The organism is Brevundimonas bullata, assembly GCF_003350205.1.
GTDB classification, from domain to species: Bacteria; Pseudomonadota; Alphaproteobacteria; order Caulobacterales; family Caulobacteraceae; genus Brevundimonas; species Brevundimonas bullata.
The window spans coordinates 72,741-98,279 of sequence record NZ_QLLC01000010.1; the positions used below are offsets into that span (position 1 = coordinate 72,741).

Below are 25,539 nucleotides of genomic sequence, written 5' to 3' on the forward strand. Positions count from 1 at the left end.
CTGAACGGTCATTTGTGATGAACCCGAAAGCGGCGCGCCTCGTTTCACCCTCTCCCGCAATCAGCAATGGAGACAACCATGGTAAGCGCCTCGATGATCAAGGAACATCTCGAAGTCGTGGGTTCGGACGGCGGGCACGTCGGCCGGGTGGACCATGTGATGGGCGATCAGATCGAGCTGGCCAAGTTCGACATGGGCGCGGGTCTGAAGCACCACATGATCCCGGTCAGCTGGGTCGATCATGTCGACGAGCACGTCCACCTGAACCTGACCAAGGACGAAGCCAAGGCGCGCTGGACCGAGAAGCACTAGCGTCGCCTTACCGCGAATTCACCGAGGCCCCGCTGTCACAGGCGGGGCCTTTCGCCATATCAAGGGGTGTCGCGCCGTTCCGCGCGTGGAGAGACGACCTTGATCCGACTGTTCCTGAACCTGCTGTGGTTCTTCCTGGGCGGCTTTGTTTCCGGCCTGGCCTGGCTGTTGGGCGGGCTGTTGCTGGCGTTGACAGTGGTGGGGCTGCCGTGGGCGTTTTCGGCCTGGCGGATCGCCAGCTATTCAATCTGGCCGTTCGGGCGCGAGATTGTCTGGCGTGATCCCAACCCCGCCGATCTGGGCGTCGGCTGTCTGGGCGTCGGGCTGAACGTCATCTGGCTGGTGCTGGCGGGCTGGTACATCGCCCTGGCCCATATCCTGATCGCCGTGCCGCAGTTCGTCAGCCTGATCGGCATCCCGTTCGCGCTGAAGAACGTCGAGCTGGCGAAGCTGTCGCTGGCGCCGGTGGGGCGGACGATCCGGGACAGGTAGGTGCTGACCTTTGATCTGCTCATCCCGGCGGACGCCGGGACCCAGTAAGAGCGTTGGCCGTCGACAGCAGAAGTCTGGCCGCTGCGGTTGAAGCCGAAGAACTGGACCCCGGCGTCCGCCGGGGTGAGCGGGGGTACAAAAACGCCGACCAAGGCGAGCCTGGTCGGCGTCTTCATTCAGCGATGTCGCTCAAACTCAGCCCGGAGAGATCATCTTCTCGGGGCGGACGGCTTCGTCGAACTCGGCGTCGGTCAGGTAGCCGCCGCCGACGGTTTCCTGACGCAGGGTGGTGCCGTTCTTGTGCGCGGTCTTGGCGATCTTGGCGCAGGTGTCGTAGCCGAGCTTGCCGTTCAGGGCCGTGACCAGCATCAGCGAGTTGTTGAGGCCGCGCTCGATGTTGTCTTCGCGGGCTTCGATGCCGACGACGCAGTTGTCTGTGAAGCTGATGGCCGCGTCGGCGACCAGGCGGACCGACTGCAGGAAGTTGTAGGCCATGACCGGGTTGTAGACGTTCAGCTCGAAGTGGCCTTGCGAGCCGGCGAACGACAGGGCGGCGTTGTTGCCGAAGACCTGGGCGCAGACCTGGGTCAGGGCTTCGCACTGGGTCGGGTTGACCTTGCCCGGCATGATCGAGGAACCGGGCTCGTTTTCCGGCAGGGCCAGCTCGCCCAGACCCGAACGCGGACCGGAACCCAGGAAGCGGATGTCGTTGGCGATCTTGAACAGCGAGGCGGCGACCGTGTTGATCGCGCCGTGGCTGAACACCATGGCGTCGTGGGCGGCCAGGGCCTCGAACTTGTTCGGCGCCGTGGTGAAGGGCAGGCCGGTGATCCCGGCGATCTGCTCGGCGACCTTTTCAGCGAAGCCGACAGGTGCGTTCAGGCCGGTGCCGACGGCGGTGCCGCCCTGGGCCAGTTCCATCAGCTTGGGCAGGGTCTGCTCAATGCGCTCAATGCCGTTGGCGACCTGCTGGGCATAGCCGCCGAACTCCTGGCCCAGGGTCAGGGGCGTGGCGTCCTGGGTGTGGGTGCGGCCGATCTTGATGATGTGGGCCCAAGCCTTGGACTTGGCGTCCAGGGCGGCGTGCAGGTGCTTCAGCGCGGGCAGCAGATCGTTGACCACCTGCTCAGCGCAGGCGACGTGCATGGCCGTCGGATAGGTGTCGTTCGACGACTGGCTCATGTTGACGTGGTCGTTGGGGTGGACCGGCTTCTTGGAGCCCATCTCGCCACCCAGCATCTCGATGGCGCGGTTCGAGATGACCTCGTTGGTGTTCATGTTCGACTGGGTGCCCGAACCCGTCTGCCAGACGACCAGGGGGAAGTGGTCGTTCAGCTTGCCTTCGATCACCTCATTGGCGGCGGCGATGATGGCGTCGGCCAGCTTGGCGTCCAGCTTGCCCAGGTCGCGGTTGGTCTCGGCGGCGGCGCGCTTGACGATGCCCAGGGCGCGGACGACGGGCAGAGGCATCTTTTCCCAGCCGATCTTGAAGTTGCCGAGCGAGCGCTGGGCCTGCGCGCCCCAGTATCGGTCAGCGGCGACTTCGATGGGGCCGAAGGTGTCGGTTTCGATACGGATGCCGGCTTTGGCGTTGCTCATGGCTCTGCGCTTCTCATCAGACGTGGCGGGAGGATGCCGGGGGGTGTAGCACGACAGAGCCATGGGACAAGGTGGAGGACGGGTGATGCGTGCAATGATGGTCTTGGCGACGTTCGTCGCTTTCTCCGCCAGCGCGGCGAGCGCACAGGACACCGAGAAACCGCGCGTGGTCCTGCAAACCGACGCTGGTCGCATGGTAGTGGAACTGGCGCCGGAACGCGCGCCGCTGACGGTCTGCAACTTCCTGAGCTATGTGGCGGATGGCGATTATGATGGCGGCAGCTTCTTCCGCACTGTTGTCAGCACAACCAATCAGAACCCCAATCCCATCGACGTCATACAGGCGGCGACGCCACGCGGATCGGATGATCGTTCGCGTCCGCCTATCAAGCTGGAGCGGACAGGAATGAGCCACGTCTCAGGCACGATTTCTATGGCGCGCGACGGTCCCGACACGGCCACCTCCAGCTTCTTCATTGTGACCCAGGATACGCCTAGCCTGGACTATGGCGGCGGCCGCAACCCGGATGGTCAGGGCTTCGCGGCCTTCGGGCGGTTGGTCGAGGGCCTTGACGTCGCGCGCCTCATTCAGATGTCGCCGGCTGACGATCAGGAGCAACTGACGCCGCCTGTCATGATCCAGTCCGCACGCTTGCTGGGCGCTGCGCCGGAGCAATGCGGATCGTGACAGAAGGCTGGATCGGCACGGGAAAGGTGCGCGGGCGCGAGGTCGGCGACACGGTCGAAATCACCATCGACGGCCTGACCACCCAGGCCAAATACTACAAACCGCTGGCCTATGAATTCTTCCGCAAGGAATGGGCGTCGCGCCCGGCCTGGGGCGACTACGTGGTCGAGATCGGGATGGAGCACGTTGGGGACGCGCCCTGGATGGATCTGGACAACCTGGCCAAGGCCCTGCTGGACGCCATCAAGGGCTATCTGTTCCACGACGACAGCCAGGTGGCGCGGTTGCTGGTCGAACGCCACGAGGGCGAGCGCGAGCGGATCACGATCCGGGTGTTTCCGAGGAAATAGGCAAAGAAAAACGCCGGGGCATGACCCCGGCGTTCTTCATTCTTGTTGGGCCGTGATCAAAAGGCTCCGCCTTTTCGACCCGACGCGGCCATTCTAATCGGCCGTGGTCAGGAGACGAAGTCTCCTCGACCCGACACGGCCTCAGCCGCGTTGTTCGATCGGCACGTAGTCGCGTTGCGTCGGGCCGGTGTAGAGCTGACGCGGGCGACCGATCTTCTGCGAGGGATCGGCCATCATTTCCTGCCACTGCGAGATCCAGCCCACGGTGCGAGCCAGGGCGAACAGGACGGTGAACATGGTGGTCGGGAAGCCCATCGCCGACAGGGTGATGCCCGAGTAGAAGTCGACGTTCGGGAACAGCTTGCGCGAGGTGAAGTACTCGTCCGACAGGGCGACGCGCTCCAGTTCCTTGGCGACCTGGAACAGCGGATCGTTCTCGCGGCCCGTGGCGGCCAGCACTTCATAGGCCGACTGCTGCATGACCTTGGCGCGCGGATCGTAGTTCTTGTACACGCGGTGGCCGAAGCCCATCAGCTTGTATTTCTTGTCCTTAACACCCTGAATGAACTCAGGAATACGGTCCGGCGTGCCGATTTCCTTGAGCATGTTCAGCGCTTCTTCGTTGGCCCCGCCGTGCGACGGGCCCCACAGGCAGGCGATGCCCGCGGCGATACAGGCGAAGGGGTTGGCTCCCGACGAACCGGCCAGGCGGACGGTCGAGGTCGAGGCGTTCTGCTCGTGGTCGGCGTGCAGGGTGAAGATGCGGTCCATGGCGCGGACCAGAGCCGGATCGACCACATAGTCCTCGGCCGGAACGGCGAAGCACATGCGCAGGAAGTTCTCGGCGTACGACAGGTCGTTACGCGGCGAGATGAAGGGCTGGCCGATGTGGTATTTGTAGGCGCGCGCCGCGATCGTCGGCATTTTGGCGATCAGGCGGATGGCCGAGATGTCGCGCTGCACCGGATCATGGATATCCAGGCTGTCGTGATAGAAGGCCGACAGGGCGCCGACGGTACCGACCATGATCGACATGGGGTGGGCGTCGCGGCGGAAGCCTTCGAAGAAGCGATCAAACTGAGCATGCAACATGGTGTGCATGGTGATGCTGTTTTCGAACTTCTCGTATTGCGCTGCGGTCGGCAGTTCGCCGTGCAGCAGCAGGTGGCAGACTTCGATGAAGTTCGATTGCGAGGCCAGTTGGTCGATCGGATAGCCGCGGTGCAGCAAAACGCCTTCGTCGCCGTCGATGAAGGTCAGGGCGCTTTCGCAGGCCGCCGTCGAGGTGAAGCCGGGGTCAAAGGTGAAGGCGCCGGTCGCGCCGTACAGCTTGCGGATGTCGATGACGTCCGGTCCGGTGGAGCCCGCGAGGACGGGAAGTTCGACGTTCTTGTCGCCGTAGGTGAAGGTCGCCGTACCGGCGGGTTTCGCTTGTTCAGTCATCTAGGCCCCTTATTTTTCTTCTGGCCGGGCGCGGGGAGGCGTCCAGCCTGCATGGTTATGGGTGATCACTTAGTCTGTTGCAGCGCATCATCCAAGCGCCCGAGCGCTTCATCTCGCCCCAATGCCGCCAGAATTCGCGCAATGTCAGGCGACACTGATCCGCCGGTTAGAGCGCCGCGCATGGAAGGCCCTATTTTTCCGAAGCCTACGCCTTCTTCCTCTGCAAAGGCCTTAAGCTCGGCTTCGAGGGCGAAAACGTCCCAGCTCTGGAAAAGACGGAGACGTTCACGGAGTCGTGAAATTCTCTCGCCGCCCTCGCCGGTCAGCAGAGCCTGGGTTTTCTCGTCCAGGACAAGGGGGCGGGCCTTCAGCACGAAGTCGGTTTGAGCCGCCAGTTCGAGGATGGTCTTGGCGCGATCCTTGACGAAGGGCATGGCGCGCAGCAGGCGGGCTTCGTCGTCGGGTTGCAGGGCGCGCCCCTTGGCCAGGTGCGCGTCGAGCGTCAGCTTGGCCAGACGGTCGTCCTCGGCCAGTCTGATCCAGTGGGCGTTGACGTGGGCCAGCTTATCGAAGTCGAGGCGGGCGGGCGCCTTGCCGATGCCGGGCAGGTCGAACCATTCGATGGCCTGTTCGTCGCTGAACAGCTCATGGTCGCCGTGCGCCCAGCCCAGACGCGCCAGATAGTTGCGCATGGCCTCGGGCAGATAGCCCATCTCGGCGTATTCATGCACCGCCTGGGCGCCGTGACGCTTGGACAGCTTGGCGCCGTCGGGGCCGTGGATCAGCGGGATGTGGGCGAAGGTCGGCCGGGTCCAGCCGAGCGCGTCGTAGATGAGGCTCTGGCGGGCGGCGTTGTTCAGGTGGTCGTCGCCGCGAATGACGTGGGTCACGCCCATGTCGTGATCGTCCACCACCACGGCCAGGTTGTAGGTGGGTGCGCCGTCCGAGCGCAGGATGACCAGATCGTCAAGCGAGCCCGAATCCCAGCGGACCGCACCCTGAACCGCGTCTTCGACCAGGACCGCCTGATCCAGCGGGCGGCGGAAGCGGATGGTGTGCGGCTTGGCCAGGTCGTCGACGCCGGGCTCACGGTCACGCCAAGGCGAGACGAAGTCCTTGCCCGAAGCCTTGGCCTGATCGCGCAAGGCGCCGGTTTCCTCGGCGGTGAGGAAGTCGCGGTAGGCGTGGCCCGAGGCCAGCAACTGCTCGGCGACCTCGCGGTGACGGTCGGCGCGGGCGAACTGGAAGACGGGCTCTTCGTCGCCGAACAACTCCAGCCAGGACAGGCCGTCGAAGATGGCCTTCACGGCGTCGTCGGTCGAACGCTCGCGGTCTGTGTCCTCGACGCGGATCAGGAATTTTCCGCCCCGGCTCTTGGCGTACAGCCAGTTGAATAACGCGGTTCTCGCCCCGCCGATATGCAGGTAGCCTGTGGGCGAGGGGGCGAAGCGGGTGACGACAGTCGAGGAGGGGGAGGTCATAAACAAGGGGTCCGTTGCGGAGGCCCTTATACGCCCGCGCGCGCCAAAGCGAAGCCTTGCCTTAAGGGTTCTTGACGCTGTGCGGGATGAAGTCGCGGCGCAGACGGATCGCTGGCGGTTGTGGGCGCCGGTCTTCTTCGGCGGCGGATGCGCGGCCTATTTCGCCTTGAAGAGCGAACCGGCGCTCTGGCCGCTGGTCGTGGCGGCGGTGCTGAGCGGCGGGGCCTGGCTGACGGCGCGGCGGTTTGGACTGGCGAAGCGCTGGACGCTGATCCTGCTGATGCTGGCCTGTCTGTGCGGCGGGACGGCGGTCGCCAAGCTGCGGACCGAGGCGGTCAACGGGCCGATTGCGCTGGCCTTGGCCGAGCCGACCGTGGTCGAGGCCTGGGTCATGGATGTCGACAGTCCGGGCGAGCGCGGGGCGCGAATCGTCGTGGCCCCGGTGAGGATAAGGGGGCTGGCGCCCGAGGCGACGCCAGTGCGGCTGCGGGCCACGGTGCGCGGCGAGCCCCCGGCGCCGGGGACGGCGGTGCGGCTGTTTGGCATTCTGAACCCGCCGCCGTCGCCGGCCAGTCCGGGGGCCTATGACTTTGGCCGCAACGCCTATTTTCAGGGGATGGGCGGGACGCTGTTCGCCCTGGGGCAGACGCGGCCAACACTTCTGCCCGAGCCGCCTTGGCGGGTGCGGATGGCGATGAAGATCAATGCGGCCCGCTATGCTCTGGCGCAGAGGATCGTGGCGCGCTTGGGCGAGCGGACGGGCGGGATCGCTGCCGCCATGACCACAGGGCACGAAACCTGGATCGGACGCGAGGATCTGGACGCCATGCGCGATTCCGGGCTGGCGCACATCCTGTCGATCTCGGGCCTGCACATGGCCATCGTCGGGGGCTTCGTCTTCTTCGCCGTGCGGCTGGGCGTGGCGGCCTGGCCGTGGCTGGCGCTTCGGGTTTCAGGAAAGAAGGTGGCGGCGGTCGCGGGGCTGATCGCGGTCGGGACCTATCTGGTGGTGTCAGGCGCGCCGCCGCCGGCGGAGCGGTCGGCGATCACCGCCTCCATCGCCTTTGTCGCCATCCTGCTGGAGCGGCAGGCGGTGACGATGCACGCCCTGGCGGTGGCGGCCTTCGCGGTGCTGTTGCTGCAGCCCGAGGCCATCGTCACGCCGGGGTTCCAGATGTCGTTCGCGGCGACGGCGGCCTTGGTGGCCTTGGTCGAGGTCTGGCCGCGACGGATCAAGGAAATCTCGGCGCCCTGGCCCATCGTGGCGGCGCAGCGGCTGGGAAGCTGGCTGCTGATCGCCTGCACCGCCAGTCTGGTGGCGGGCATGGCGACCGGGCCGTTCGCCATGCAACATTTCAACCGCACGGCGGTCTATGGCCTGATCGCCAATCTGGCCACGTCGCCGATCGCGGATTTCATCCTGATGCCGGCGCTGGCGCTGGGGGCGGTGCTGGAGCCGCTGGGGCTGGGGGCGCCCTTCCTGTGGTTAGCGGGCAAGGGCGTGGAGATGATGCTGGCCATCGGCCATTGGACGGCGGGGCTGCCGGGGGCGGTGCAGACGGTGGCGAGCGCCCCGGCGGCGGCCCTGCCGATGGCCTTCCTCGGCATCCTGTTCATCTGTCTGTGGCGGGGGCGGTTGAGGTGGCTGGGCCTGCCGCTGGCGGCGGCGGTGCTGATCTGGCCGCGCCCGGCGGCGCCGGATCTGTGGATCGGCGATGGAGGGACCAATGCGGCCTTTCATCAGGCAGGGGTGGCGGTCGTCGTGCGTCCCGGGGTGCGCCAGTTCGCGGCGGACCTGTGGTCGCGGCGGCGCGGGCTGGACCTGACGCCGAGGCCCGAGGAGGGCTGGACGTGCAAGCGGTCCTTCTGCACGCCGGAAACGGAACAGGCCGGGCCGGTCGCGCTTTGGTGGGGCAAGAAGGCACCGACGGTTGAGCAGTTGGAGGCGATGTGTCGCTCGTCGACGGTCGTCAGCAGTCGGGCCGAACTGGCGTCCTTGCCGGCCTCATGCGCAGGGCGGCTGGTGCTGGACGGCGTGGACTATGCGCACGGCGGCTCGGTCGAGTTGTGGCGCGACGGGACGGGGTGGAAGGCGGTCTGGGCCGCTGACGTGCGAGGGCGCAGGCCCTGGACGCGTCAGGCCGATCCCGACTTCAGTGATAGCGGCGGATAAGGCCGACCAGCTTGCCCTGAACAGCGACCTGATCCGAACCGTAGATCTTGGTTTCGTAGTTGCGGTTGGCGGGCTCCAGCGCGATGGAGGCGCCCTTCTTGCGCAGGCGTTTCAGCGTGGCCTGTTCGCCTTCGACCAGGGCCACGACGATCTCGCCGGATGAGGCGTCGGCGGTCGATTTGATGATGACCATGTCGCCGTTGAGGATGCCGGCCTCGATCATCGAGTCGCCCTCAATCTCGAGCAGATAGTGCTCGCCCGCGCCCAGCATGGCTTCCGGCACCGGATAGCGTGCGGTTTCGTGCTCGATGGCGTCGATGGGGGTGCCGGCTGCGATCTTGCCCATCATGGACAGTTCGCGGGTGTCGTTGGCGGGTTCATCCGCCTTGGGACGACCGCCGCCCTCAATCACGCCGGGCTTGAAGCCCGCGTGGCCGCGCGGCGCGCCCGCCGTGGCCTGTTCAGGCAGCTTGGTCACTTCCAGCGCGCGGGCGCGGTGGGCCAGGCGGCGGATGAAGCCGCGCTCCTCCAACGCCGTGATCAGGCGGTGAATGCCCGATTTGGACGCCAGGTCCAGCGCCTCCTTCATCTCATCGAAGGAGGGCGAGACGCCCGTTTCCTGAATCCGTTCGTGGATGAACATCAGGAGTTCGTGCTGCTTCTTGGTGAGCATGGGCGCAAGGCTTCCAGAACAAGGCGTGAACCGTTGTCGATGTTCTGTAAGTGTTCTTGCTGAATGTCAACTCGGCCCATTCCGCGAGCGCTGCCGCACAATCCTTTTTGGCGGAGCGATTTCGGCGCCGGATGGTTTTGCTGCTGAGCAGTCCTCCAGGATGCTGCGCAAGGGTAGAAAACCGATGATATCCAGATCATCCTCTGCGAATGACCACCTTCACCGTATCGTTCGAGCCTGAGCTTCCTAGCGGGGGCGGAACTTCACCGCCGGAGCAGCCGGACTGGTCTCGTATTTACGAGATCACCGGGGGGCTTGAATACGACATGACGTATCATGTCTGCGACCAAGCGTTCGGCTACTACCCCACCGATGTGGTCGGCCTTCTCAGCGATCTGATCGGTGCGAAGGCGGAGTTGGATCGCGGTCAGGATGGGGCGATTAATATGAGCGGATACACCATCCTCGTGGTGGAGATCAGCGGAACCGACATTGTCTTTTCTGAGCCATCCGCTTCGACGTGGCGGTGCGAAGTTCAAACCATCGTCGTTCGAGAAGCTCTGGATCAGGCCCTTCGCGACGTGTGGTCTTTTGTCACTAGCCTAGATCAACCAAGATCCAGTTAGGGTCGCTCAGGGACATTTACCGCTCAGTCGATGTCCGACATTAGCCCAATGACAGCAGGGCCTTCGTCGCCGCTTCCACGTCGTCCTGACGCATCAGGCTTTCGCCGACGAGGATGGCCTGGGCGTGGGCGTCGGCGACGCGCTGGACGTCGTCAGGCGTGAAGATGCCGCTTTCGGCCACCAGCAGAGCCTTGACCGGGCTGAGCATGGACAGGCGCTCGGTTGCGTCGAGGTCGACCTCGAAGGTGCGGAGGCTGCGGTTGTTGACGCCGACCAGAGCGTCGCCCCGATCACTGACAAGAGCGCAGGCGCGGGCCATCTCGGCTTCGTCGTGGGTCTCGATCAGGGCGTCCATGCCGAAACGCTCGGCCTCGGCCAGCAGGTCGGCGGCCAGGGCGTCATCCACCATGGCCAGGATGATGAGGATGCAGTCGGCGCCCAGGGCGCGGCTCTCGGCCACCTGCCAGGGATCGACCAGGAAGTCCTTGCGCAGGCAGGGCAGGGCGACCGCGTCGCGGGCGGCGGCCAGGAAGGCGTCGTCGCCCTGGAAGCTGGGCCCGTCGGTCAGGACGGACAGGCAGGTGGCGCCGCCGCGCTCATAGGCTTTGGCCAGCGCGGGAGGGTCGAAGTCGGCGCGGATCAGGCCCTTGGACGGGCTGGCCTTTTTGATCTCGGCGATCAGGGCAGGGCGGCCCGTTTCCTCGGCGACGCGTTCCAGGGCGGCGCGGAAGCCGCGCGGGGCCGAGGCCTGGGCGGCGAGGCTCTCGATGGCGTCCTGAGAGATCGCAAGCTTGCGGGCGGCCACGTCTTCACGCTTGTAGGCGGCGATTTTCGCCAGAACGTCGGTCATGCGGCCTCAGGTTCGATGGGGGTGTTGGTGACGCGCACCAGGGTGTCGAGCGCGGCGGCGGCGCGGCCGTCGTCGATGATGGCGGCGGCCAGTTGGGCGCCTTCACGCAGGTCGGAGGCGCGGTCGGCCACGACAAGGGCGGCGGCGGCGTTCAGCACGACGATGTCGCGGTAGGGGCTGTGCTCGCCGGCCAGAAGGGCCTTCAGCGCCGCTGCATTATATTCGGCGTCGCCGCCGCGCAGGTCGTCCAGCGTCGCCAGCGGCAGTCCGGCGTCGGCGGGCGAAACAGTGAAGCGACGCACGGCGCCGTCCTTCCACTCGGCCACCTCGGTCGGGCCTGTGGTGGTCAGTTCGTCCAGACCCTGACCGTGGACGGTCCAGGCGCGTCGGGCGCCGAGGCGGCCCAGGACCTCGGCCAGAGGCTCCAAGAGGGCAGGATCATAGACGCCCATGACCTGACGGTTCGCATGCGCCGGATTACAAAGCGGTCCCAGAAGATTGAAAACCGTACGGAACCCGATCTCGGCGCGGACCGGACCGACGTGACGCATGGCCCCGTGATAGGTGGGGGCGAACAGGAAGGCGATGCCGGCCTGATCCAGGGCGCGGGCCTGTTGCGGGATGGTGGCGTCGAGGTTGACGCCGAGCGCGGCCAGAACGTCGGAGGAGCCGGACTTGGAGCTGATGGCGCGGTTGCCGTGCTTGGCGACCTTCAAGCCGGCGCCCACCAGGACGAAGGCGGCGGCGGTCGAGACGTTATAGGTGTGCTGGCCGTCTCCGCCGGTGCCGCAGGTGTCGATCACCTCGTCGAACGGATGATCCAGCGACAGGGCGGCGTCGCGCATGGCGGTGGCGAAGGCCACGATCTCGTCCACCGTCTCGCCGCGGATACGCAGGGCGGTGACGGCGGCGGCGACCTGAGACGGGGTCGGCTCGCCGCGCAGGCAGGCGGAGAAGAAGGCGTGGGCTTCATCCGGCGTCAGGACGCGCCCGTCCACCAGCTTGCCCAGCAAAGGCTTGAAACCGTCCATGGCGTCAGACCATGGCCAGACGCTTGACGCCCGCCAGATCGAGGAAGTTGGCGATCATGTCGTGGCCGTGTTCGGTGGCTATGGATTCCGGGTGGAACTGCACGCCGTGGATCGGTCGGGTGCGGTGGGCCAGACCCATGATCTCGCCGTCGGCGGTCCAGGCGGTGACTTCCAGCTCATCCGGCAAGGTCTCGCGGCGCACGGCCAGCGAGTGATAGCGGGTGGCCGTGAAGGGCGAGGGCAGGCTGGCGAAGACGCTGCGGCCCTCATGCAGGATCGGCGAGGTCTTGCCGTGCATCAGGGTCTTGGCGCGGATGACGTCGCCGCCAAAGGCCTGACCGATGGCCTGATGGCCCAGGCAGACGCCGAAGATGGGCATGTCCTGCGGCGCGGTCGTGATCAGGGGCAGGCAGATGCCGGCCTGATCGGGGGCGCAGGGCCCGGGCGACAGCAGCACCGCTTCAGGCTTCAAGGCCCAGGCTTCTTCCACCGTCAGGTCGTCGTTGCGGACGACATGCGTCTGGGCGCCCAGCTCCGCGAGGTAGTGGACCAGGTTGTAGGTAAAGCTGTCGTAGTTATCGACGACGAGGATCATGACGAGGTTCTTAAGGTGGGAGGGACGACGCGCCAAGCGAAGGCGGGAGGAAAGCGGACGTTAAGCAGTCCGCGCGATACAGGAGCATCGCCATCGGAAGAAATCCGTCTTGACCCGCTTAGAAGCCATCCGCGACGCCCAGGCCCTGCTCGATGAGCCGGCCACAGAGCAACCCAAGCCGCTGCGCCTGCTGGCGGCGGCGGCCTTCGCCGCGACGGCGGCGGTGATGCTGGCGGGGACCATGGTCGTGGGCCCCGGCGTGTCGTTCGACCAGGGTTCCACGGTTTCCAATCCTTAGATCTTGCCGTCGGCGCCCTGGCCGCGAGTCGTCGCGTTGAATCGCCACGCGTCCTCGGCCGCCTTCATCGGGGCGCGTGCCTTGGCCAGGGTTTCGGCGTATTCGGCCGCAGGATCGCTGTCGGCCACGACGCCGGCGCCGGCCTGAACGAAGATCTGGTTCTGAGCGAACATGGCGGTGCGCAGGACGATGCAGATGTCCGCCTCGCCATTGGCCGAGATATAGCCCACGCCGCCGCCGTAGCCGACGCCGCGCTTCTCGGTTTCCAGTTCGTCGATGATCTCCATGGCCCGCACCTTGGGCGCGCCCGACAGGGTGCCGGCGGGCAGGGCGGCCAGAAGCGTGTCCACCGCGTCCAGCTTGGGATCAGCGGCGCCGTGCACGTTGGAGACGATGTGCATGACCTGGCTGTAGCGCTCGACCATGAAGCTCTCGGTCACTTCGACGGTGCCGGGGGCCGAGACGCGGCCCACGTCGTTGCGGCCCAGGTCGAGCAGCATCAGGTGTTCGGCGCGTTCCTTGGGGTCGGCCAGAAGCTCGGCTTCAAGCGCCTTGTCCGCCTCGGGCGTGGCGCCGCGCGGACGGGTGCCGGCCAGGGGCCGGATGGTGACGCGGCCGTCCTTCAACCGGACCAGGATTTCGGGGCTGGACCCGGCCAGCTGGAAATCGACGTAGTCGAGGAAGAAGAGATAGGGCGACGGATTGCCCCGACGCAGCGAGCGATAGAAGGCGAAGGGGTCCTGGCTCCACGGCGCAGAGAAGCGGTGGCTGAGGACGACCTGGAAGATGTCGCCCGCCGTGATGTAGTCCTTGGCCTTGGCGACCATGGCGTCGAAGCCCTTGGCGTCGACCGGCGAATGGAAGTCGGGCGCGGGTAGGGGCTCGGCCTCGCGCTGGATAGGCAGAGGGCTGCGCAGGCGCTCTTCGAAGTCGTCCAGGCGCGCGACGGCGGCCGAGAAGGCCGTGTCGGGGTCGGCTGCGCTGTCGGGATAGGCGGCGGCGATCAGGACGATCTCGTGCTTCACCGAATCGAAGATGGCGACCAGGGACGGGCGCGCCATGACGGCGTCGGGCAGGTTCAGCGGGTCGGGGTTGGCCGGGCCGAGAGGTTCCAGCAACCGCACCATGTCGTAGCCGAAGACCCCGAACAGGCCGGCGGCCATGGGCGGCAGGTCGTCGGGCAGGTCGAACCGGGTGGCGGCGATGAGGGCGCGAAGGGATTCGAGCGCGGGCCGGTCTTCGGCCGTGAAGCGGTCGGACAGGACGGCCTCGCCGCGCGCGATCTCAGCCTTGCCGTCACGGCAGCGCCAGACGACGTCGGGCGCCAGGGTGACGATCGAATAGCGACCGTTGACCGCCCCGCCTTCAACCGACTCCAGCAGGCTGGCGTAGGGCCGTCCGTGCCCGACCTTGAGGAAGGCCGAGACGGGCGTCTCCAGGTCGTCGATCAGGCGACGCACCACGACCTGGGGGCGGCCTGATTTCAGGCCCGAGACAAACGCGGCGCGTTCAGCTTCCTGTCCGGCGCCTTGGCTCATTTCTTGGCGGGCGCGGGGACGGCCGGAGCCGCCGGAGCGGCTGGGGGGGCTTCGATGCCCAGGGCGGCGATGGCGGCGGCCGGGTCGTTCTTGGCCTTCACGCGGCCGGCGGCGGCGTTGAAGCTGGTCTCAACCATGGCGTTGGCCAGTTCCTGGGTCAGACGCGGGCGAACCTGCTCGACCAGGGGCGCGGCCAGGGCCGGGCTGGCGCCGTGGATCGCGTCGACGCGGCCCACGATGAAGCCGTTCTGGGCCTGGCCGGTGAAGACCTGATCCTTGCCCTGACCGAACAGGCCGCGCAGGACGCCTTCGCCGAGCTGAGCCTGGGTTTCACGGCTCTGCTGGACGCCCGCGCGGGCCACCAGCGGGGCGTTGACCGAGGCGGCGACCTTGGCGATGTCCTCGCCGGCGCGGACGCGACCCGCCAGTTCCTCGGCCTTGGCCGACAGGCGGCGAGCGTTTTCACGCATCGTCCATTGCTGGGTCAGAGGGGCGCGCACCTCGTCCAGGGTCGGCAGCGACGACGGGCGGATGTCGTCGACGCGCACGGCGAAATACTGACCTTCACCGGCGTCGATGATGTCGCTCTCGCCGCCCTTGGACAGGGCGTAGGCGGACTCGAAAATCTGACGCGGCGCGTTCAACGGCTGGCCGTCCGGCAGGCGCCCATCGGCGGTGAAGGGCGGCAGCTGGACAATGCGGGCGCCGACGGCTTGCGCGGCGTCAGCCAGGTTCTTGCCTTCCTGACGAGCCTTTTCGTACTGCTCGACCTTGGCGTAGGTCGCGCCCTTGACGTCTTCGGCGCGCAGTTCCTCGATCAGGGCGCTGCGGACGCTTTCCAGCGTGGCGGGGGCGCCGGCGGTGACGCCTGTGACCTTGGCGACGGTAAAGCCGACGCGGCTCTGGATCGGGTTCGAAACCTGATTGGCGGGCAGGGCGAAGACCGACGCGCCGACGGCCGGGTCGCCCAGGGCGCTTTGCGGCGTGTCGTTATAGGTCGCGGCTTCGATCTTGTTGGCGGCGGCGACTTCAGCCGGGGATTTACCGGCGCGCAGTTCAGCGGCGACGCGGTCAGCGGCTGCCTTGGTCGGAACGGTCAGCGTCACGAACGAGCGCTTCTCGGCGTTCGACAGGGCGGCCTTGCGGAACTCGAAGCGCTCACGGATGCGCTCTTCGGTGATCGGCGTCGCCTGGCTGTTGGGGCCGGGGTTGAACAGCACGATCGAGATCATGCGGAATTCGGGACGACGCAACTGGGCGGCGTTCTCATTGATGAAGGCGGTCAGCTGGGCGTCGGTCGGGGCCGGCGTCGTGCCGGCCATGGCCTGGGTCACGTCGAACCAGCGGCCATCGCGCGTTTCCAGAGCCTGACCGGCGAGCAGGGCGCCGTAGATGCGCGGCACGCGGGCGCCGGCGAAGACGGCGGCGCCGAACTGGCTGGCGACGTACTGGTCGCGCAGGTCCTGTTCCAGCATTTCCGAGGTCAGACCCTGGGCGGCCAGAGCCTGCTCGTAACGGTCCTGATCGAACTGGCCGGAGACCTGGTTGAAGAAGGCCGGGATCTGACGGATTTCCTTCAGCACCAGTTCCTTGCCCGGACGGATGCCGGCGTTCCAGGCCCAGGCCAGGAAGCCCATGCGTTGGGTCTGGCTCTCCAGGTACTGAGTGTGGATGTTCTCCTTGACCATGTCCTCGAAGGACACGGGGCGACCGGCCTGCTCCTGCAGGTTGTTGCGGACGCGTTCGAAGTCAGCGCGGAACTGCGGGGCGCCGATGCTGCGGTCGCCGGCGTCGATGACGTGTTTCGGGCCGAAGCTCGAGAAGACGTCGGACTGTGCGCCCACGATCAGGAAACTGAGGATGATCAAGGCGAACAGGCCCGCAGCCCATTTCGACTTGGAGAAGTTGCGGAACAGCGTGATCATCGAGAAAGAACCTGACGAGGGCCGGCGTCAAAGGGGCGCCACGCTCGCCTATACGGGCAGTCCCTAGGGCGCCGCAAGCGGACGCACCTCAACATCTTGGCTTCCGCGACAACGGGACCTAAACAGGCCCCATGAAACAATCTGTGAAGCTGGTCGCCGGCAATTGGAAAATGAACGGTCTGGGCGCGAGTCTGGGCGAGGCTGAAGCTCTGGTAAAAGCCTTGCAGGAACAGGCTGCTGCCTGCCGCGTGGCCCTGTGCCCGCCGGCGACGCTGACCGAAAGGATGGCGCGTGTCCTGGCCGACGGGCCGGTTGAGCTGGGAGGGCAGGACTGCCACGCCGAAACGTCCGGCGCCTTCACCGGATCGGTGTCCGCGGCCATGCTGGCGGACGCCGGCGCCAAGTTGGTGATTCTCGGCCACTCGGAACGTCGCGCCGGATTCGGCGAGAGCGACGCCGATGTCGCCGCCAAGGTCGAGGCGGCGCTGGCCGCCGGTCTGGAACCGATCATCTGCATCGGCGAGACCCTGGCCGAGCGTGAGGCCGGGCAGGCGGTCGAGGTCGTCAGCCGTCAGGTGGCGGGTTCGCTGCCGTCGTCGCTGTCGGGAAAGGCGTTCGCCGTCGCCTATGAGCCGGTCTGGGCCATCGGCACGGGCCTGACGCCGACACTGGAACAGATCGAGGAAGTCCACGCCGCCGTGCGCGCCGCCATGGTGGCCAGGCTGGGCGAGGGCGGACGCGTTGCGCCGATCCTCTACGGCGGCTCGGTCAAGCCGTCGAACGCGGCGGAAATTCTGGCTGTGGCTGAAGTCGGAGGCGCTCTTGTTGGCGGCGCCTCGCTGAAGGCCGAGGATTTCCTGGGCATTATCCGCGCGGCCTAGGCGAGGATTTCGCGCCACATTTCGTTCGGCGTTTGCCCCGGTCCCGCATCGGTGTTAGACGCCGCCGCTTGATCGGCGCATCTGCGCGCCCACATGATTGACACCATGCTCCAGACCATCTTGCTCGTCGCCATGATCCTGATCTCGGTCGCCTTGACGGCCGTGATCCTGCTGCAACGTTCCGAGGGCGGCGCCCTGGGCATGGGCGGCGGACCTTCGGGCTTCATGACCGCACGGGGCGCGGGCAACCTGCTGACGCGGGCGACCTCGATCCTGGCCGTTCTGTTCTTCGTGTGCGCCATCAGCCTGACGATCGCGGGCAACTTCGCACGCGGCTCGCGTTCGGTCATCGATGCCGACGCCGTGGGTGCCCTCGCCATCGGTTCCGACCAGCAAACGGCGCCCGCCGAACAAGCGGCCCCGACGCCGGCCGCTCCGGTCGCGCCGTCGCTGGACGATCTGGAAGCCAGCCTTCCGGCCGCTTCCGGCTCGGCGCCGACCCCGGCTCCCGCTCCGGCGCCATAAACCGCCGACAGCCACGAAATCCCTGAAAGCGCGCCGCAGGGCGCGCTTTCTTATTTTGTTCAACAGTTGTTTTGCGTCGGGCCATGCTCCCGCCGCGAATCATGGAGTAAGGTGTCTGCCCATGGCTCGCTATGTGTTCATCACCGGCGGCGTGGTTTCCTCGCTAGGAAAAGGCCTCGCCTCCGCCGCTCTCGGCGCTCTTTTGCAGGCACGAGGTTACAAGGTCCGTCTGCGCAAGCTGGACCCTTATCTGAACGTCGATCCGGGGACGATGAGCCCCTATCAGCACGGCGAGGTCTTCGTGACCGACGACGGCGCCGAGACCGACCTCGATCTGGGCCACTATGAGCGCTTCACGGGCGTGTCGGCAGCCAAGTCCGACAACGTCACGACCGGGCGTATCTATTCGACCATCCTGGAGAAGGAGCGTCGCGGCGACTATCTGGGCGCGACCGTCCAGGTCATTCCGCACGTCACCGACCAGATCAAACAGTTCTGCCTCAGCCCGGCCAAGACCGACGACGGTGAGGACGTGGATTTCGTCCTGGTCGAGATCGGCGGCACCGTCGGCGACATCGAGGGCCTGCCCTTCTTCGAGGCGATCCGCCAGTTGGGGCAGGACCTGCCGCGCGGCCAGTCTTGCTTCGTCCACCTGACCCTGCTGCCCTTCATCAAGACGGCCGGCGAGATGAAGACCAAGCCGACGCAGCACTCGGTGAAGGAACTGCGCTCCATCGGCATCCAGCCCGACATCCTGCTGTGCCGCTGCGAACAGCCGATCCCGGCTGAGGAAAAGCGCAAGATCGGCCAGTTCTGCAACGTGCGCGAAAGCGGCGTGATCCAGGCGATGGATTCGGCTGACATCTACGCCGTGCCGCTGGACTATCATAACGAACGGCTGGACAGCGAAGTCCTGGCCCACTTCGGCATTACCGATGCGCCCCAGCCGAATCTAACCAGCTGGGAAGAAATCGTGCGCCGTCGTCTGCACCCGGACGGCGAAGTCACCATCGCCGTGGTCGGCAAGTACACCGTGCTCAAGGACGCCTATAAGTCCCTGATCGAGGCGCTGCATCACGGCGGCGTTGCGAACAACGTCAAGGTCAACATCGACTGGGTCGAGGCCGACACCTTTGCAGGTGATCCCGAGGCCTGCCAGGAGCGTCTGCAAGGCGCCCATGCGGTGCTGGTTCCCGGCGGCTTCGGCGAGCGCGGGGCAGAGGGCAAGATCGAGGCGGCGCGCTTCGCGCGTGAGCGCAAGATTCCCTACTTCGGCATCTGCTTCGGCATGCAGATGGCGGTGATCGAGGCGGCGCGGAACCTGGCCGGCTTCCCCAAGGCGACCTCGACCGAGTTCGGCCCGGCGGAGGAACCCGTCGTCGGCCTGATGACCGAGTGGACCCAGGGGAATGAGCGGGTCAAGCGAGAGCAGGGCGGCGATCTGGGCGGGACCATGCGTCTGGGCGCCTATGATTCGACCCTGATCGCGGGCTCCAAGATCGCCGAGATCTACGGCGCGACCGAGATCAGCGAGCGTCACCGTCACCGCTATGAGGTGAACATCAACTATCGCGAAGCGATCGAGGAGAAGTCGGGCCTGATCTTCGCCGGCCTGTCGCCTGACGGGGTCCTGCCGGAAACGGTCGAGCGTGCGGACCACCCCTGGTTCATCGGCGTCCAGTATCACCCGGAACTCAAGAGCCGCCCCTTCGCACCGCACCCGCTGTTCGCCAGCTTCATCGGCGCCGCCGTGGTGCAGAGCCGCCTCGTCTAGGACGAGAGGCTAGGGCGAGCGGTCCAGCGCCGCCGCCAGCGCCCGGCGCGCCCGGGCGATACGGGTCTCGACCGCCTTGGGCGTCGCGCCGATCAGGCGGGCGACCTCGGCGTGCGAGCGGCCCTCCAGCGTGGCCAGCAGCAAGGGCGTCTTCAGCGCGTCGGGCAGGGCCGCCAGGGCGCGATCCAGCAACGCCATGCGCCGACGGTCGTCCAGTTGAGTTTCGGCGGCGGGGGCGTCCTCGTCGACAGCCAGGGCCTCGGACGCATCCAGGCCCATGACGCCGCGCACGGCGCGTCGGACGGCGCGCTTTCGGCTCCAGTCGCGACACTTGTTGATGGCGATGGCCCTGAGCCAGACCGGGAAGGGCCGCGCGGGGTCGTAGCGGCGAATGGCCAGCCAGGCCGCGACATAGGTTTCCTGAACCAGATCATAGGCGTCGTCGTCTTCGCCCACATAGCGGCGGACGAAGCGATGCAGGTCGCCCTTGGTGGCCTCCATCAGCGCGGTGAAGGCTGCGCGGTCGCCGCGCGCGGCGCGCGACGGCAGGGAAGCCTCGTCTTCCACCCTCGGACCTATCGGGTTTCTTGCAGCAGGGCGTCGGAGATGCCGCGATCAAAGACGCGGGTCTGTTCGGGCGTCAGGACGGCGCGCATCTCGAAGACGTGGGCGATGGTCGCCTTTTGCAGCGCGCCCATGGCGTCATGGAAATGATCGACGGCGGCCTGGACCTGGGGGCTGTCGCCTTGATTCGCGGCGATGGCGGCGGCCAGTTCGCGGTTGGCGGCGCGGACGTCTTCTTCGAGAGCGGGGCGGGTCGTGGCGAAGCGGTCTTCGATGACCTTGAGGCGGGCGGCCTGTTCGGGGGTCAGGTCGAGGTCGTTGTGGATGATGTCGTGAAGGCTGGGCGCGGTGCGTTGCTGCGACACCCATCCGGCCCCGAGCCAGACGCCTGCGCCGCTGACCAGGGCGGCCAGAAGGGCGGTCAGGGCGATGGATTTCCAGCCGGCGATCATTGGCCCGCCTCCAGCCGGAACAGGGGCGAGGAGGCGCTGGCCAGGCTGAACACCTGAATCTCGGACGGCGGGGCGGGGCGGGTGAGGGCGAACAGGCCCCCGTTGGCCGCGCCGACGACCAGGGCCATGGCCAGGGCCACGAGACGCACCTGATTCAGCCGCCGCTCGGACTGTTGCTGCTCAATGCGGCGCCAGACGTCGGCCTCCAGATTTCCCAGGCGGGAATTCTCGATCCGTGCGGTTCCGATCAGCCTGTCGATATCGTGCGTCATCGCTCGCCTTCGCCTGCCCTGCATTCCCTATACGCGGCTTTTGGAAGCTTCCCTCCATTGGCGGGCTTAGCCCATGAAAAAGGCGCCGGACGTTGCCGCCCGGCGCCTTGATCGTCAGGCCGATCCGGGGATCAGCAGCTGTAGTACATGTCGAACTCGACCGGGTGCGGGTGCAGTTGCAGACGGGCGACTTCTTCCGACTTCAGCGCGATGTAGCTGTCGATGAAGTCGTCATCCATGACGCCGCCCTTCTTGAGGAAGGCGCGGTCGGCGTCGAGGGCGTCGAGGGCTTCCTTCAGCGAACCGGCGACTTCGGGGATCGAGCCGCGCTCTTCCGGCGGCAGGTCGTAGAGGTTCTTGTCGGCGGGCGCGCCCGGATCAATGCGGTTCTCGATCCCGTCCAGACCAGCCATCAGAAGGGCGACGAAGGTCAGGTAGGGGTTGCCCATCGGGTCGGGGAAGCGAGCTTCCAGACGCTTGGCCTTGGGCGACGAGACGTGCGGGATGCGGATCGAGGCCGAACGGTTGCTGGCGGAATAGGCCAGCTTCACCGGGGCTTCGTAGCCGGGCACCAGGCGCTTGTAAGAGTTGGTGGTCGAGTTGGCGAAGGCGTTGATGGCCTTGGCGTGCTTGATGACGCCGCCGATGTACCACAGACATTCCTGCGACAGGCCGGCGTACTTGTCGCCGGCGAACTGGGGCTTGCCGTCCTTCCAGATCGACATGTGGACGTGCATGCCCGAGCCGTTGTCGGCGAACATGGGCTTGGCCATGAAGGTCGCCGACTTGCCGTAGGCCGCGGCTACGTTGTGGATCACGTATTTGTAGAGCTGCAGGCGGTCAGCCATGGTCAGCAGGTCGCTGAACTTCAGGCCCAGTTCGTGCTGCGCCGGGGCGACCTCGTGGTGATGCTTCTCGGGCTGCATGCCGAGGTCCTTCATCACGGCCAGCATTTCGCCGCGCAGGTCCTGGGCGGAGTCGACCGGGTTGACCGGGAAGTAGCCGCCCTTGTGACCCGGACGGTGGCCCAGGTTGCCCTCGGCGTATTCAGCGCCGGTGTTGGCCGGCAGTTCGGTCGAGTCGAAGCTGTAGCCGGTGTTGTGCGGCGCGGTGTTCCAGCGCACGTCGTCGAAGATGAAGAACTCGGCTTCCGGGCCGAAATAGACCACGTCGCCCACGCCCGAAGACTGGACATAGGCCAGGGCCTTCTTGGCCATCGAGCGGCTGTCGCGGTTGTAGGGCTCGCCCGTGTCGGGGCTGACGACGTCGCAGAACAGGAAGAGGGTGGTCTGCTGGTAGAAGGGGTCGATATAGGCCCGCTCCAGATCCGGCTTCAGCAGCATGTCGCTTTCGTTGATGGCCTTCCAGCCCGCGATCGACGAGCCGTCGAACATGGTGCCTTCTTCAAGGAACTCTTCGTCGACCAGGTCGATGTCGAAGGTGACGTGCTGCAGGCGACCACGGGTGTCGGTGAAGCGGACGTCGACGTACTGGACGTCCTTGTCCTTGATCTCTTGAAGGATCTTTTGGGCGGCGCTCATGCTCGAAGTCCTGTGGGTTCGGGGAGGAGAAGGAACGAAAAGCGGCCGCCCGGAAGGGGCGGCCGTGAGGGTAGTGGTCAGATCGCCTGGGCGCCGGTTTCGCCGGTACGGATGCGGATCACGTCTTCCAGGGCGGAGACGAAGATCTTGCCGTCGCCGATCTTGCCGGTGCGGGCTGCGGTCTGGATGGCGTCGATCACAGCCGGAGCCAGATCGTCGGCGACGACGACCTCTATCTTGATCTTGGGCAGGAAGTCGATGACGTACTCGGCACCGCGATAAAGCTCGGAATGACCCTTCTGGCGGCCATATCCCTTGGCTTCCAGCACGGTCATGCCCTGCACCCCGATATCCTGGAGAGCATCTTTTACTTCATCCAGCTTGAATGGCTTGATGACGGCTTCAATCTTCTTCATGGCGAGTCCCGAGCCGGCTCCCTGGTTGGTCCGACGCTCGGGTCGTAAAGGGACATTGCATTGCACAATAAGGCAAGCAATTTTCGTGCTCAGAGGCCATCCGTGAACGGAATTCGATCATGAACCCGATCAACGACCCCATGACGTGGCGAAGCCGGCTGCCCTGGCCAGGCGCGGAGGCGCACAAGCACGCGCGCGGCCGGCTGGGCGTGGTGTCCGGCGGCGCCCTGTCGACTGGGGCGGCGCGACTGGCGGCGCGGGCCGGGCTGCGAATCGGAGCGGGTCTGGTGAAGGTGTTCTGCCCGCTGGACGCCGCACCTGTGCTGGCCCCGACGCTGGAAGCCGTCATGCTGGCCAGTTTCGCCACAGCCGACCAGCTGGCGACGCTGGCCCACCCCATGGACGCCGTCGTTATCGGCCCCGCGGCGGGCCTTACAGACGCCACAGCGGCCAATGTCGCGGCTCTGGGCCGGACGGGGGCCGCCCTGGTGATCGACGCGGACGCCCTGACCCTGTTCCGGGATCGACCCGGCGACCTCTTCACCTGTCTGGATCGCGACGACGTGCTGACGCCGCACGAAGGCGAGTTCGAGCGGCTGTTTCCCGGCTTGCTGGCGGAAGGACGGCAGCCCGCAGCCATAGAGGCCGCCAAGCGTGCCGGGACGGTCGTTGTGCTGAAGGGAAGCGCCACGGTCATCGCTGCGCCTGACGGGCGCTGCGTCGTCAACGGCAACGGTTCGCCCTGGCTGGCGACGGCGGGCAGCGGCGACGTGCTGGCGGGGATGATCGGCGGGCTGCTGGCCCAGCATATGGACAGTTTTGACGCGGCCTGCGCGGCGGTGTGGATGCACGCCGATGCCGCGCGACGGTTCGGGCCAGGGCTGATCGCCGAAGACCTGCCAGGACTGATCCCAGCGGTGCTGGCCGATCTCTATCCTGGCTGAAGACCTGTGGTGCGGATGAGAGGACTCGAACCTCCACGCCTCTCGGCGCCAGAACCTAAATCTGGTGCGTCTACCAGTTCCGCCACATCCGCATAGGTAGGCGAAAGCCTCTAGGCGAGGGCGCGGAATTGGGCAACCGGCATAAGTCGCACCGCATCGAAAAAAGGCCCCGGAGCGATCCGGGGCCTTTCTCGTTTTTGTGGCCTATCGCGCTTGCGCTGCTTGAGGCCGTTCTTGTCGGCCTATCGCCTACGCTGCTTAAGGCCGGAGCTGATCCGGGGATCAGTCCTTCTTGTTGTCGACGCCGTGGCCGAGAGCTTCCACAGCCGTTTCCAGCGTGGTGTCCTCGGTAATGTCGATGCCCTTGGCCAGCTTCGAGTTCCAGAAGCCATAGACGCCATAGATGATGGCGCCGATGACGGCGTAGCCGCCAAGCAGCATCAGCGGCAGAGGATTGTCCTCGGCTGCATGCTGGAACATCGGTATCAGGTTCTGGCTGGCTAGGAACAGGCAGGCGCAGATGCCCAGAACCGCCGTCACGATACCCCCAGGAACCTTGAACGGGCGGTGCATTTCGGGATGCTTCACGCGCAGCACGATGACCGACAGACAGACGATGGCGAAGGCCGTGGCCGTGCCAAGAGAAACCAGGTCGCCCAGAATCGAGATCGGCAGGAAGGCGGCTGCGATGGCGATCAGGATGCCCAGAACGATGGTGCCGATCCAGGGCGTGCGGAACTTGGGGTGAACCTGAGCGAAGGCCTTGGGCAGGAGCCCGTCGCGAGCCATGGTGTAGAAGACGCGCGTCTGGCCGTAGCAGAGCACCAGCATGACCGAGGACAGGCCAGTGACGGCGCCGATCTTGATCAGGAAGGCGATCAGATTCAGCTGGCCGCTGGGCGAGGCCGCCAAGGGCACGTTGGCCCACTCCAGACCCATGCGGTCGATGGCGACGGCGATGGGGGCCGGCGAGGCCAGTTCCAGGTAGGGGACGACGCCGGTCATGACGGCGGCGACGGCCATGTAGATCAGGGTGCAGACGAACAGGGCGCCTAGGATGCCGATCGGCACGTCCTTGGACGGGTTCTTGGCCTCGGCCGCAGCGGTCGAAACCGCCTCGAAGCCGACGTAGGCGAAGAAGATGATGGCCGCGCCGCGGAAGATGCCGCCCACGCCGAACTGACCTGCCTGGCCCGTGGGCTCAGGGATGAAGGGGACCCAGTTGTCGGGGTTGATGTACTGGATGCCGACCGCGATGAAGGTCAGCAGAACGATGATCTTGATGACGACGATGGCGTTGTTGATGTTCGCCGATTCCGACACGCCCAGCACCAGCAGACCACAGACGGCGGCGATGCCGACGGCCGCGACCAGGTTGAAGGTGCCCGTCATCGGGAAGGAGGTCGCGCCGGCGTTCTGGACCAACTGCACCAGAGGCGTGGCCCATTGGGGACCTTCGCCGCCTGCATACTGTATGGACGGGAATATCTGCTGACTTATGCCGAAGTCGCTGAGGATCGACACGACATAGCCGGACCAGCCGACCGCCACGGTCGAGGCGGCGACCCCGTATTCCAGCACCAGAAGCCAGCCCATGATCCAGGCGAAGACCTCGCCGAGGGTGCCGTAGGCATAGGTATAGGCCGAGCCGGACACCGGCATGGTCGAGGCCAGTTCCGCGTAGCAGAGACCGGCGAGACCGCAGGCGATGCCCGCGACCACGAAGGACAGCATGATGGCCGGACCGGCGTTGGCCGAGGCCACCTGACCCGTCAGCACGAAGATGCCAGCGCCGATGATGGCGCCGATGCCCAGGCTCATCAGATTGATTGGACCCAGCGTCCGTTTCAGCTCGCTCTTGGCGGCTTCCTTCTGGATCTGGGCAATGGACTTTCTAAGGAAAAGTCGGTTGCCGGTTGGCTTTACGCCGTTTGCGGACATGTAGTCGCGCCCCCATCGATGTACACGGCAGGCCCTCCCCGGGCTGCCTTCTTGGGGGCGGACGCTAACCATCCGAAGGGCCGCGCGCAACGCGGTTTCGGTTGGATGAAGCGCAGACGACGCTTTCGTGAACCGGGGCGTTGCGGCTAGAGCCC

At 66.2% G+C, this 25,539-nt stretch carries 26 protein-coding genes and 1 tRNA gene; 11 read left to right on the forward strand and 16 right to left on the reverse strand.

The window, feature by feature from the left end; genetic code table 11:
- Window positions 1–78: 78 nt before the first annotated feature.
- On the forward strand, window positions 79–312 hold the full coding sequence (locus DXK21_RS06760) for a DUF2171 domain-containing protein (protein ID WP_114817012.1): 234 nt from the start codon (window positions 79–81) through the stop codon (window positions 310–312).
- A gap of 99 nt (window positions 313–411) precedes the next feature.
- A complete protein-coding gene (locus DXK21_RS06765; protein ID WP_114817013.1) occupies window positions 412–804 on the forward strand; it encodes a YccF domain-containing protein in 393 nt (130 codons plus the stop codon).
- Window positions 805–999: 195 nt separating this feature from the next.
- On the opposite strand, the gene fumC is transcribed toward DXK21_RS06765, so the two are convergent.
- Window positions 1,000–2,403, reverse strand: a complete 1,404-nt coding sequence (fumC, locus tag DXK21_RS06770) for a class II fumarate hydratase (protein WP_114817014.1) — start codon at window positions 2,401–2,403, stop codon at window positions 1,000–1,002.
- A gap of 85 nt (window positions 2,404–2,488) precedes the next feature.
- Here fumC and DXK21_RS06775 point away from each other — a divergent pair, with 85 nt between their 5' ends.
- A complete protein-coding gene (locus tag DXK21_RS06775) occupies window positions 2,489–3,091 on the forward strand; it encodes a peptidylprolyl isomerase (protein WP_211305987.1) in 603 nt (200 codons plus the stop codon).
- Window positions 3,079–3,441 (forward strand): RusA family crossover junction endodeoxyribonuclease, encoded by a 363-nt coding sequence (locus DXK21_RS06780; RefSeq protein ID WP_114817015.1) that lies wholly within the window; start codon window positions 3,079–3,081, stop codon window positions 3,439–3,441. The genes DXK21_RS06775 and DXK21_RS06780 overlap by 13 nt, the downstream gene beginning before the upstream one ends.
- 141 nt (window positions 3,442–3,582) lie before the next feature.
- Here the strand turns inward: DXK21_RS06780 and gltA are convergent, their stop codons facing one another.
- Entirely contained in the window at window positions 3,583–4,884 is a 1,302-nt protein-coding gene (gene gltA / locus DXK21_RS06785) for a citrate synthase (RefSeq protein ID WP_114817016.1), read from the reverse strand.
- A gap of 65 nt (window positions 4,885–4,949) precedes the next feature.
- The gene (gene gltX / locus DXK21_RS06790) at window positions 4,950–6,365 is read right to left on the reverse strand and encodes a glutamate--tRNA ligase (RefSeq protein WP_114817017.1); all 1,416 of its coding nucleotides are present in this window, start codon (window positions 6,363–6,365) and stop codon (window positions 4,950–4,952) included.
- Between the two features lie 79 nt (window positions 6,366–6,444).
- Between gltX and DXK21_RS06795 the strand changes: the two genes are divergently transcribed.
- A complete protein-coding gene (locus tag DXK21_RS06795; RefSeq protein WP_114817018.1) occupies window positions 6,445–8,538 on the forward strand; it encodes a ComEC/Rec2 family competence protein in 2,094 nt (697 codons plus the stop codon).
- Here DXK21_RS06795 and lexA read toward each other — a convergent pair.
- On the reverse strand, window positions 8,519–9,211 hold the full coding sequence (gene lexA / locus DXK21_RS06800) for a transcriptional repressor LexA (protein WP_114817019.1): 693 nt from the start codon (window positions 9,209–9,211) through the stop codon (window positions 8,519–8,521). The genes DXK21_RS06795 and lexA overlap by 20 nt on opposite strands.
- Before the next feature lie 209 nt (window positions 9,212–9,420).
- Here lexA and DXK21_RS06805 point away from each other — a divergent pair, with 209 nt between their 5' ends.
- Window positions 9,421–9,837 (forward strand): hypothetical protein, encoded by a 417-nt coding sequence (locus DXK21_RS06805; RefSeq protein WP_114817020.1) that lies wholly within the window; start codon window positions 9,421–9,423, stop codon window positions 9,835–9,837.
- 40 nt (window positions 9,838–9,877) lie between these two features.
- Here DXK21_RS06805 and trpC read toward each other — a convergent pair whose 3' ends face one another.
- Genes trpC through DXK21_RS06820 form a run of 3 tightly spaced genes read right to left on the reverse strand, consistent with a single transcriptional unit; the run spans window position 9,878 to window position 12,313 of the window.
- A complete protein-coding gene (trpC, locus tag DXK21_RS06810; RefSeq protein ID WP_114817021.1) occupies window positions 9,878–10,687 on the reverse strand; it encodes an indole-3-glycerol phosphate synthase TrpC in 810 nt (269 codons plus the stop codon).
- Window positions 10,684–11,718 carry an anthranilate phosphoribosyltransferase gene (gene trpD / locus DXK21_RS06815; protein WP_114817022.1) on the reverse strand — a complete coding sequence of 345 codons (1,035 nt, stop codon included), beginning with the start codon at window positions 11,716–11,718 and terminating at the stop codon, window positions 10,684–10,686. Before trpD ends, trpC begins: the two co-directional genes overlap by 4 nt.
- A gap of 4 nt (window positions 11,719–11,722) precedes the next feature.
- Entirely contained in the window at window positions 11,723–12,313 is a 591-nt protein-coding gene (locus DXK21_RS06820; RefSeq protein WP_114817023.1) for an anthranilate synthase component II, read from the reverse strand.
- 109 nt (window positions 12,314–12,422) lie between these two features.
- Between DXK21_RS06820 and DXK21_RS06825 the strand changes: the two genes are divergently transcribed.
- A complete protein-coding gene (locus DXK21_RS06825; RefSeq protein WP_114817024.1) occupies window positions 12,423–12,611 on the forward strand; it encodes a hypothetical protein in 189 nt (62 codons plus the stop codon).
- Here the strand turns inward: DXK21_RS06825 and trpE are convergent.
- Together trpE and DXK21_RS06835 are read right to left on the reverse strand one after the other, a co-directional pair.
- Entirely contained in the window at window positions 12,608–14,149 is a 1,542-nt protein-coding gene (gene trpE, locus DXK21_RS06830; RefSeq protein WP_114817025.1) for an anthranilate synthase component I, read from the reverse strand. The genes DXK21_RS06825 and trpE overlap by 4 nt on opposite strands.
- Window positions 14,146–16,074 carry a peptidylprolyl isomerase gene (locus DXK21_RS06835; protein WP_114817026.1) on the reverse strand — a complete coding sequence of 643 codons (1,929 nt, stop codon included), beginning with the start codon at window positions 16,072–16,074 and terminating at the stop codon, window positions 14,146–14,148. The genes trpE and DXK21_RS06835 overlap by 4 nt, the downstream gene beginning before the upstream one ends.
- A gap of 131 nt (window positions 16,075–16,205) precedes the next feature.
- On the opposite strand from DXK21_RS06835, the gene tpiA reads away from it, so the two are divergent.
- The 3 genes from tpiA to DXK21_RS06850 all read left to right on the forward strand — a co-directional run bounded on the left by tpiA (window position 16,206) and on the right by DXK21_RS06850 (window position 19,254).
- Window positions 16,206–16,955 carry a triose-phosphate isomerase gene (gene tpiA, locus DXK21_RS06840; protein ID WP_114817027.1) on the forward strand — a complete coding sequence of 250 codons (750 nt, stop codon included), beginning with the start codon at window positions 16,206–16,208 and terminating at the stop codon, window positions 16,953–16,955.
- 105 nt (window positions 16,956–17,060) lie between these two features.
- Window positions 17,061–17,480, forward strand: coding sequence for a preprotein translocase subunit SecG (gene secG / locus DXK21_RS06845; protein WP_370523470.1), 420 nt, complete (start codon window positions 17,061–17,063; stop codon window positions 17,478–17,480).
- A 121-nt stretch (window positions 17,481–17,601) separates the two neighbouring features.
- Window positions 17,602–19,254, forward strand: a complete 1,653-nt coding sequence (locus tag DXK21_RS06850) for a CTP synthase (protein ID WP_114817029.1) — start codon at window positions 17,602–17,604, stop codon at window positions 19,252–19,254.
- A 9-nt stretch (window positions 19,255–19,263) separates the two neighbouring features.
- On the opposite strand, the gene DXK21_RS06855 is transcribed toward DXK21_RS06850, so the two are convergent.
- The 5 genes from DXK21_RS06855 to DXK21_RS06875 all read right to left on the reverse strand — a co-directional run bounded on the left by DXK21_RS06855 (window position 19,264) and on the right by DXK21_RS06875 (window position 22,499).
- Window positions 19,264–19,821: an RNA polymerase sigma factor gene (locus DXK21_RS06855; protein WP_114817030.1), complete on the reverse strand. Its 558-nt coding sequence runs from the start codon at window positions 19,819–19,821 to the stop codon at window positions 19,264–19,266.
- A gap of 8 nt (window positions 19,822–19,829) precedes the next feature.
- On the reverse strand, window positions 19,830–20,270 hold the full coding sequence (locus DXK21_RS06860; RefSeq protein ID WP_114817031.1) for a Spy/CpxP family protein refolding chaperone: 441 nt from the start codon (window positions 20,268–20,270) through the stop codon (window positions 19,830–19,832).
- Window positions 20,267–20,542: a hypothetical protein gene (locus tag DXK21_RS06865; RefSeq protein ID WP_114817032.1), complete on the reverse strand. Its 276-nt coding sequence runs from the start codon at window positions 20,540–20,542 to the stop codon at window positions 20,267–20,269. The genes DXK21_RS06860 and DXK21_RS06865 overlap by 4 nt, the downstream gene beginning before the upstream one ends.
- 131 nt (window positions 20,543–20,673) lie before the next feature.
- A complete protein-coding gene (gene glnA / locus DXK21_RS06870; protein ID WP_114817033.1) occupies window positions 20,674–22,083 on the reverse strand; it encodes a type I glutamate--ammonia ligase in 1,410 nt (469 codons plus the stop codon).
- 77 nt (window positions 22,084–22,160) lie between these two features.
- On the reverse strand, window positions 22,161–22,499 hold the full coding sequence (locus DXK21_RS06875) for a P-II family nitrogen regulator (protein WP_114817034.1): 339 nt from the start codon (window positions 22,497–22,499) through the stop codon (window positions 22,161–22,163).
- Between the two features lie 119 nt (window positions 22,500–22,618).
- On the opposite strand from DXK21_RS06875, the gene DXK21_RS06880 reads away from it, so the two are divergent.
- The gene (locus DXK21_RS06880) at window positions 22,619–23,443 is read left to right on the forward strand and encodes an NAD(P)H-hydrate dehydratase (RefSeq protein ID WP_114817035.1); all 825 of its coding nucleotides are present in this window, start codon (window positions 22,619–22,621) and stop codon (window positions 23,441–23,443) included.
- Window positions 23,444–23,450: 7 nt separating this feature from the next.
- Here DXK21_RS06880 and DXK21_RS06885 read toward each other — a convergent pair.
- Both DXK21_RS06885 and DXK21_RS06890 read right to left on the reverse strand, forming a co-directional pair.
- Window positions 23,451–23,535 (reverse strand) — tRNA-Leu (locus DXK21_RS06885).
- 190 nt (window positions 23,536–23,725) lie between these two features.
- The gene (locus tag DXK21_RS06890) at window positions 23,726–25,384 is read right to left on the reverse strand and encodes an amino acid permease (RefSeq protein ID WP_114817036.1); all 1,659 of its coding nucleotides are present in this window, start codon (window positions 25,382–25,384) and stop codon (window positions 23,726–23,728) included.
- Window positions 25,385–25,539: the final 155 nt, after the last annotated feature.

What these genes read in the sequence shown, in the direction of transcription:
- DXK21_RS06760 (WP_114817012.1), top strand. Translation starts at nt 79, where the DNA reads ATGGTAAGCGCCTCGATGATCAAGGAACATCTCGAAGTCGTGGGTTCG.
- fumC (WP_114817014.1), bottom strand. Translation starts at nt 2,403, where the DNA reads ATGAGCAACGCCAAAGCCGGCATCCGTATCGAAACCGACACCTTCGGC.
- DXK21_RS06775 (WP_211305987.1), top strand. Translation starts at nt 2,489, where the DNA reads ATGCGTGCAATGATGGTCTTGGCGACGTTCGTCGCTTTCTCCGCCAGC.
- DXK21_RS06780 (WP_114817015.1), top strand. Translation starts at nt 3,079, where the DNA reads ATGCGGATCGTGACAGAAGGCTGGATCGGCACGGGAAAGGTGCGCGGG.
- gltA (WP_114817016.1), bottom strand. Translation starts at nt 4,884, where the DNA reads ATGACTGAACAAGCGAAACCCGCCGGTACGGCGACCTTCACCTACGGC.
- gltX (WP_114817017.1), bottom strand. Translation starts at nt 6,365, where the DNA reads ATGACCTCCCCCTCCTCGACTGTCGTCACCCGCTTCGCCCCCTCGCCC.
- lexA (WP_114817019.1), bottom strand. Translation starts at nt 9,211, where the DNA reads ATGCTCACCAAGAAGCAGCACGAACTCCTGATGTTCATCCACGAACGG.
- DXK21_RS06805 (WP_114817020.1), top strand. Translation starts at nt 9,421, where the DNA reads ATGACCACCTTCACCGTATCGTTCGAGCCTGAGCTTCCTAGCGGGGGC.
- trpC (WP_114817021.1), bottom strand. Translation starts at nt 10,687, where the DNA reads ATGACCGACGTTCTGGCGAAAATCGCCGCCTACAAGCGTGAAGACGTG.
- trpD (WP_114817022.1), bottom strand. Translation starts at nt 11,718, where the DNA reads ATGGACGGTTTCAAGCCTTTGCTGGGCAAGCTGGTGGACGGGCGCGTC.
- DXK21_RS06820 (WP_114817023.1), bottom strand. Translation starts at nt 12,313, where the DNA reads ATGATCCTCGTCGTCGATAACTACGACAGCTTTACCTACAACCTGGTC.
- trpE (WP_114817025.1), bottom strand. Translation starts at nt 14,149, where the DNA reads ATGAGCCAAGGCGCCGGACAGGAAGCTGAACGCGCCGCGTTTGTCTCG.
- DXK21_RS06835 (WP_114817026.1), bottom strand. Translation starts at nt 16,074, where the DNA reads ATGATCACGCTGTTCCGCAACTTCTCCAAGTCGAAATGGGCTGCGGGC.
- tpiA (WP_114817027.1), top strand. Translation starts at nt 16,206, where the DNA reads ATGAAACAATCTGTGAAGCTGGTCGCCGGCAATTGGAAAATGAACGGT.
- secG (WP_370523470.1), top strand. Translation starts at nt 17,061, where the DNA reads ATGCTCCAGACCATCTTGCTCGTCGCCATGATCCTGATCTCGGTCGCC.
- DXK21_RS06850 (WP_114817029.1), top strand. Translation starts at nt 17,602, where the DNA reads ATGGCTCGCTATGTGTTCATCACCGGCGGCGTGGTTTCCTCGCTAGGA.
- DXK21_RS06860 (WP_114817031.1), bottom strand. Translation starts at nt 20,270, where the DNA reads ATGATCGCCGGCTGGAAATCCATCGCCCTGACCGCCCTTCTGGCCGCC.
- DXK21_RS06865 (WP_114817032.1), bottom strand. Translation starts at nt 20,542, where the DNA reads ATGACGCACGATATCGACAGGCTGATCGGAACCGCACGGATCGAGAAT.
- glnA (WP_114817033.1), bottom strand. Translation starts at nt 22,083, where the DNA reads ATGAGCGCCGCCCAAAAGATCCTTCAAGAGATCAAGGACAAGGACGTC.
- DXK21_RS06875 (WP_114817034.1), bottom strand. Translation starts at nt 22,499, where the DNA reads ATGAAGAAGATTGAAGCCGTCATCAAGCCATTCAAGCTGGATGAAGTA.
- DXK21_RS06880 (WP_114817035.1), top strand. Translation starts at nt 22,619, where the DNA reads ATGAACCCGATCAACGACCCCATGACGTGGCGAAGCCGGCTGCCCTGG.
- DXK21_RS06890 (WP_114817036.1), bottom strand. Translation starts at nt 25,384, where the DNA reads ATGTCCGCAAACGGCGTAAAGCCAACCGGCAACCGACTTTTCCTTAGA.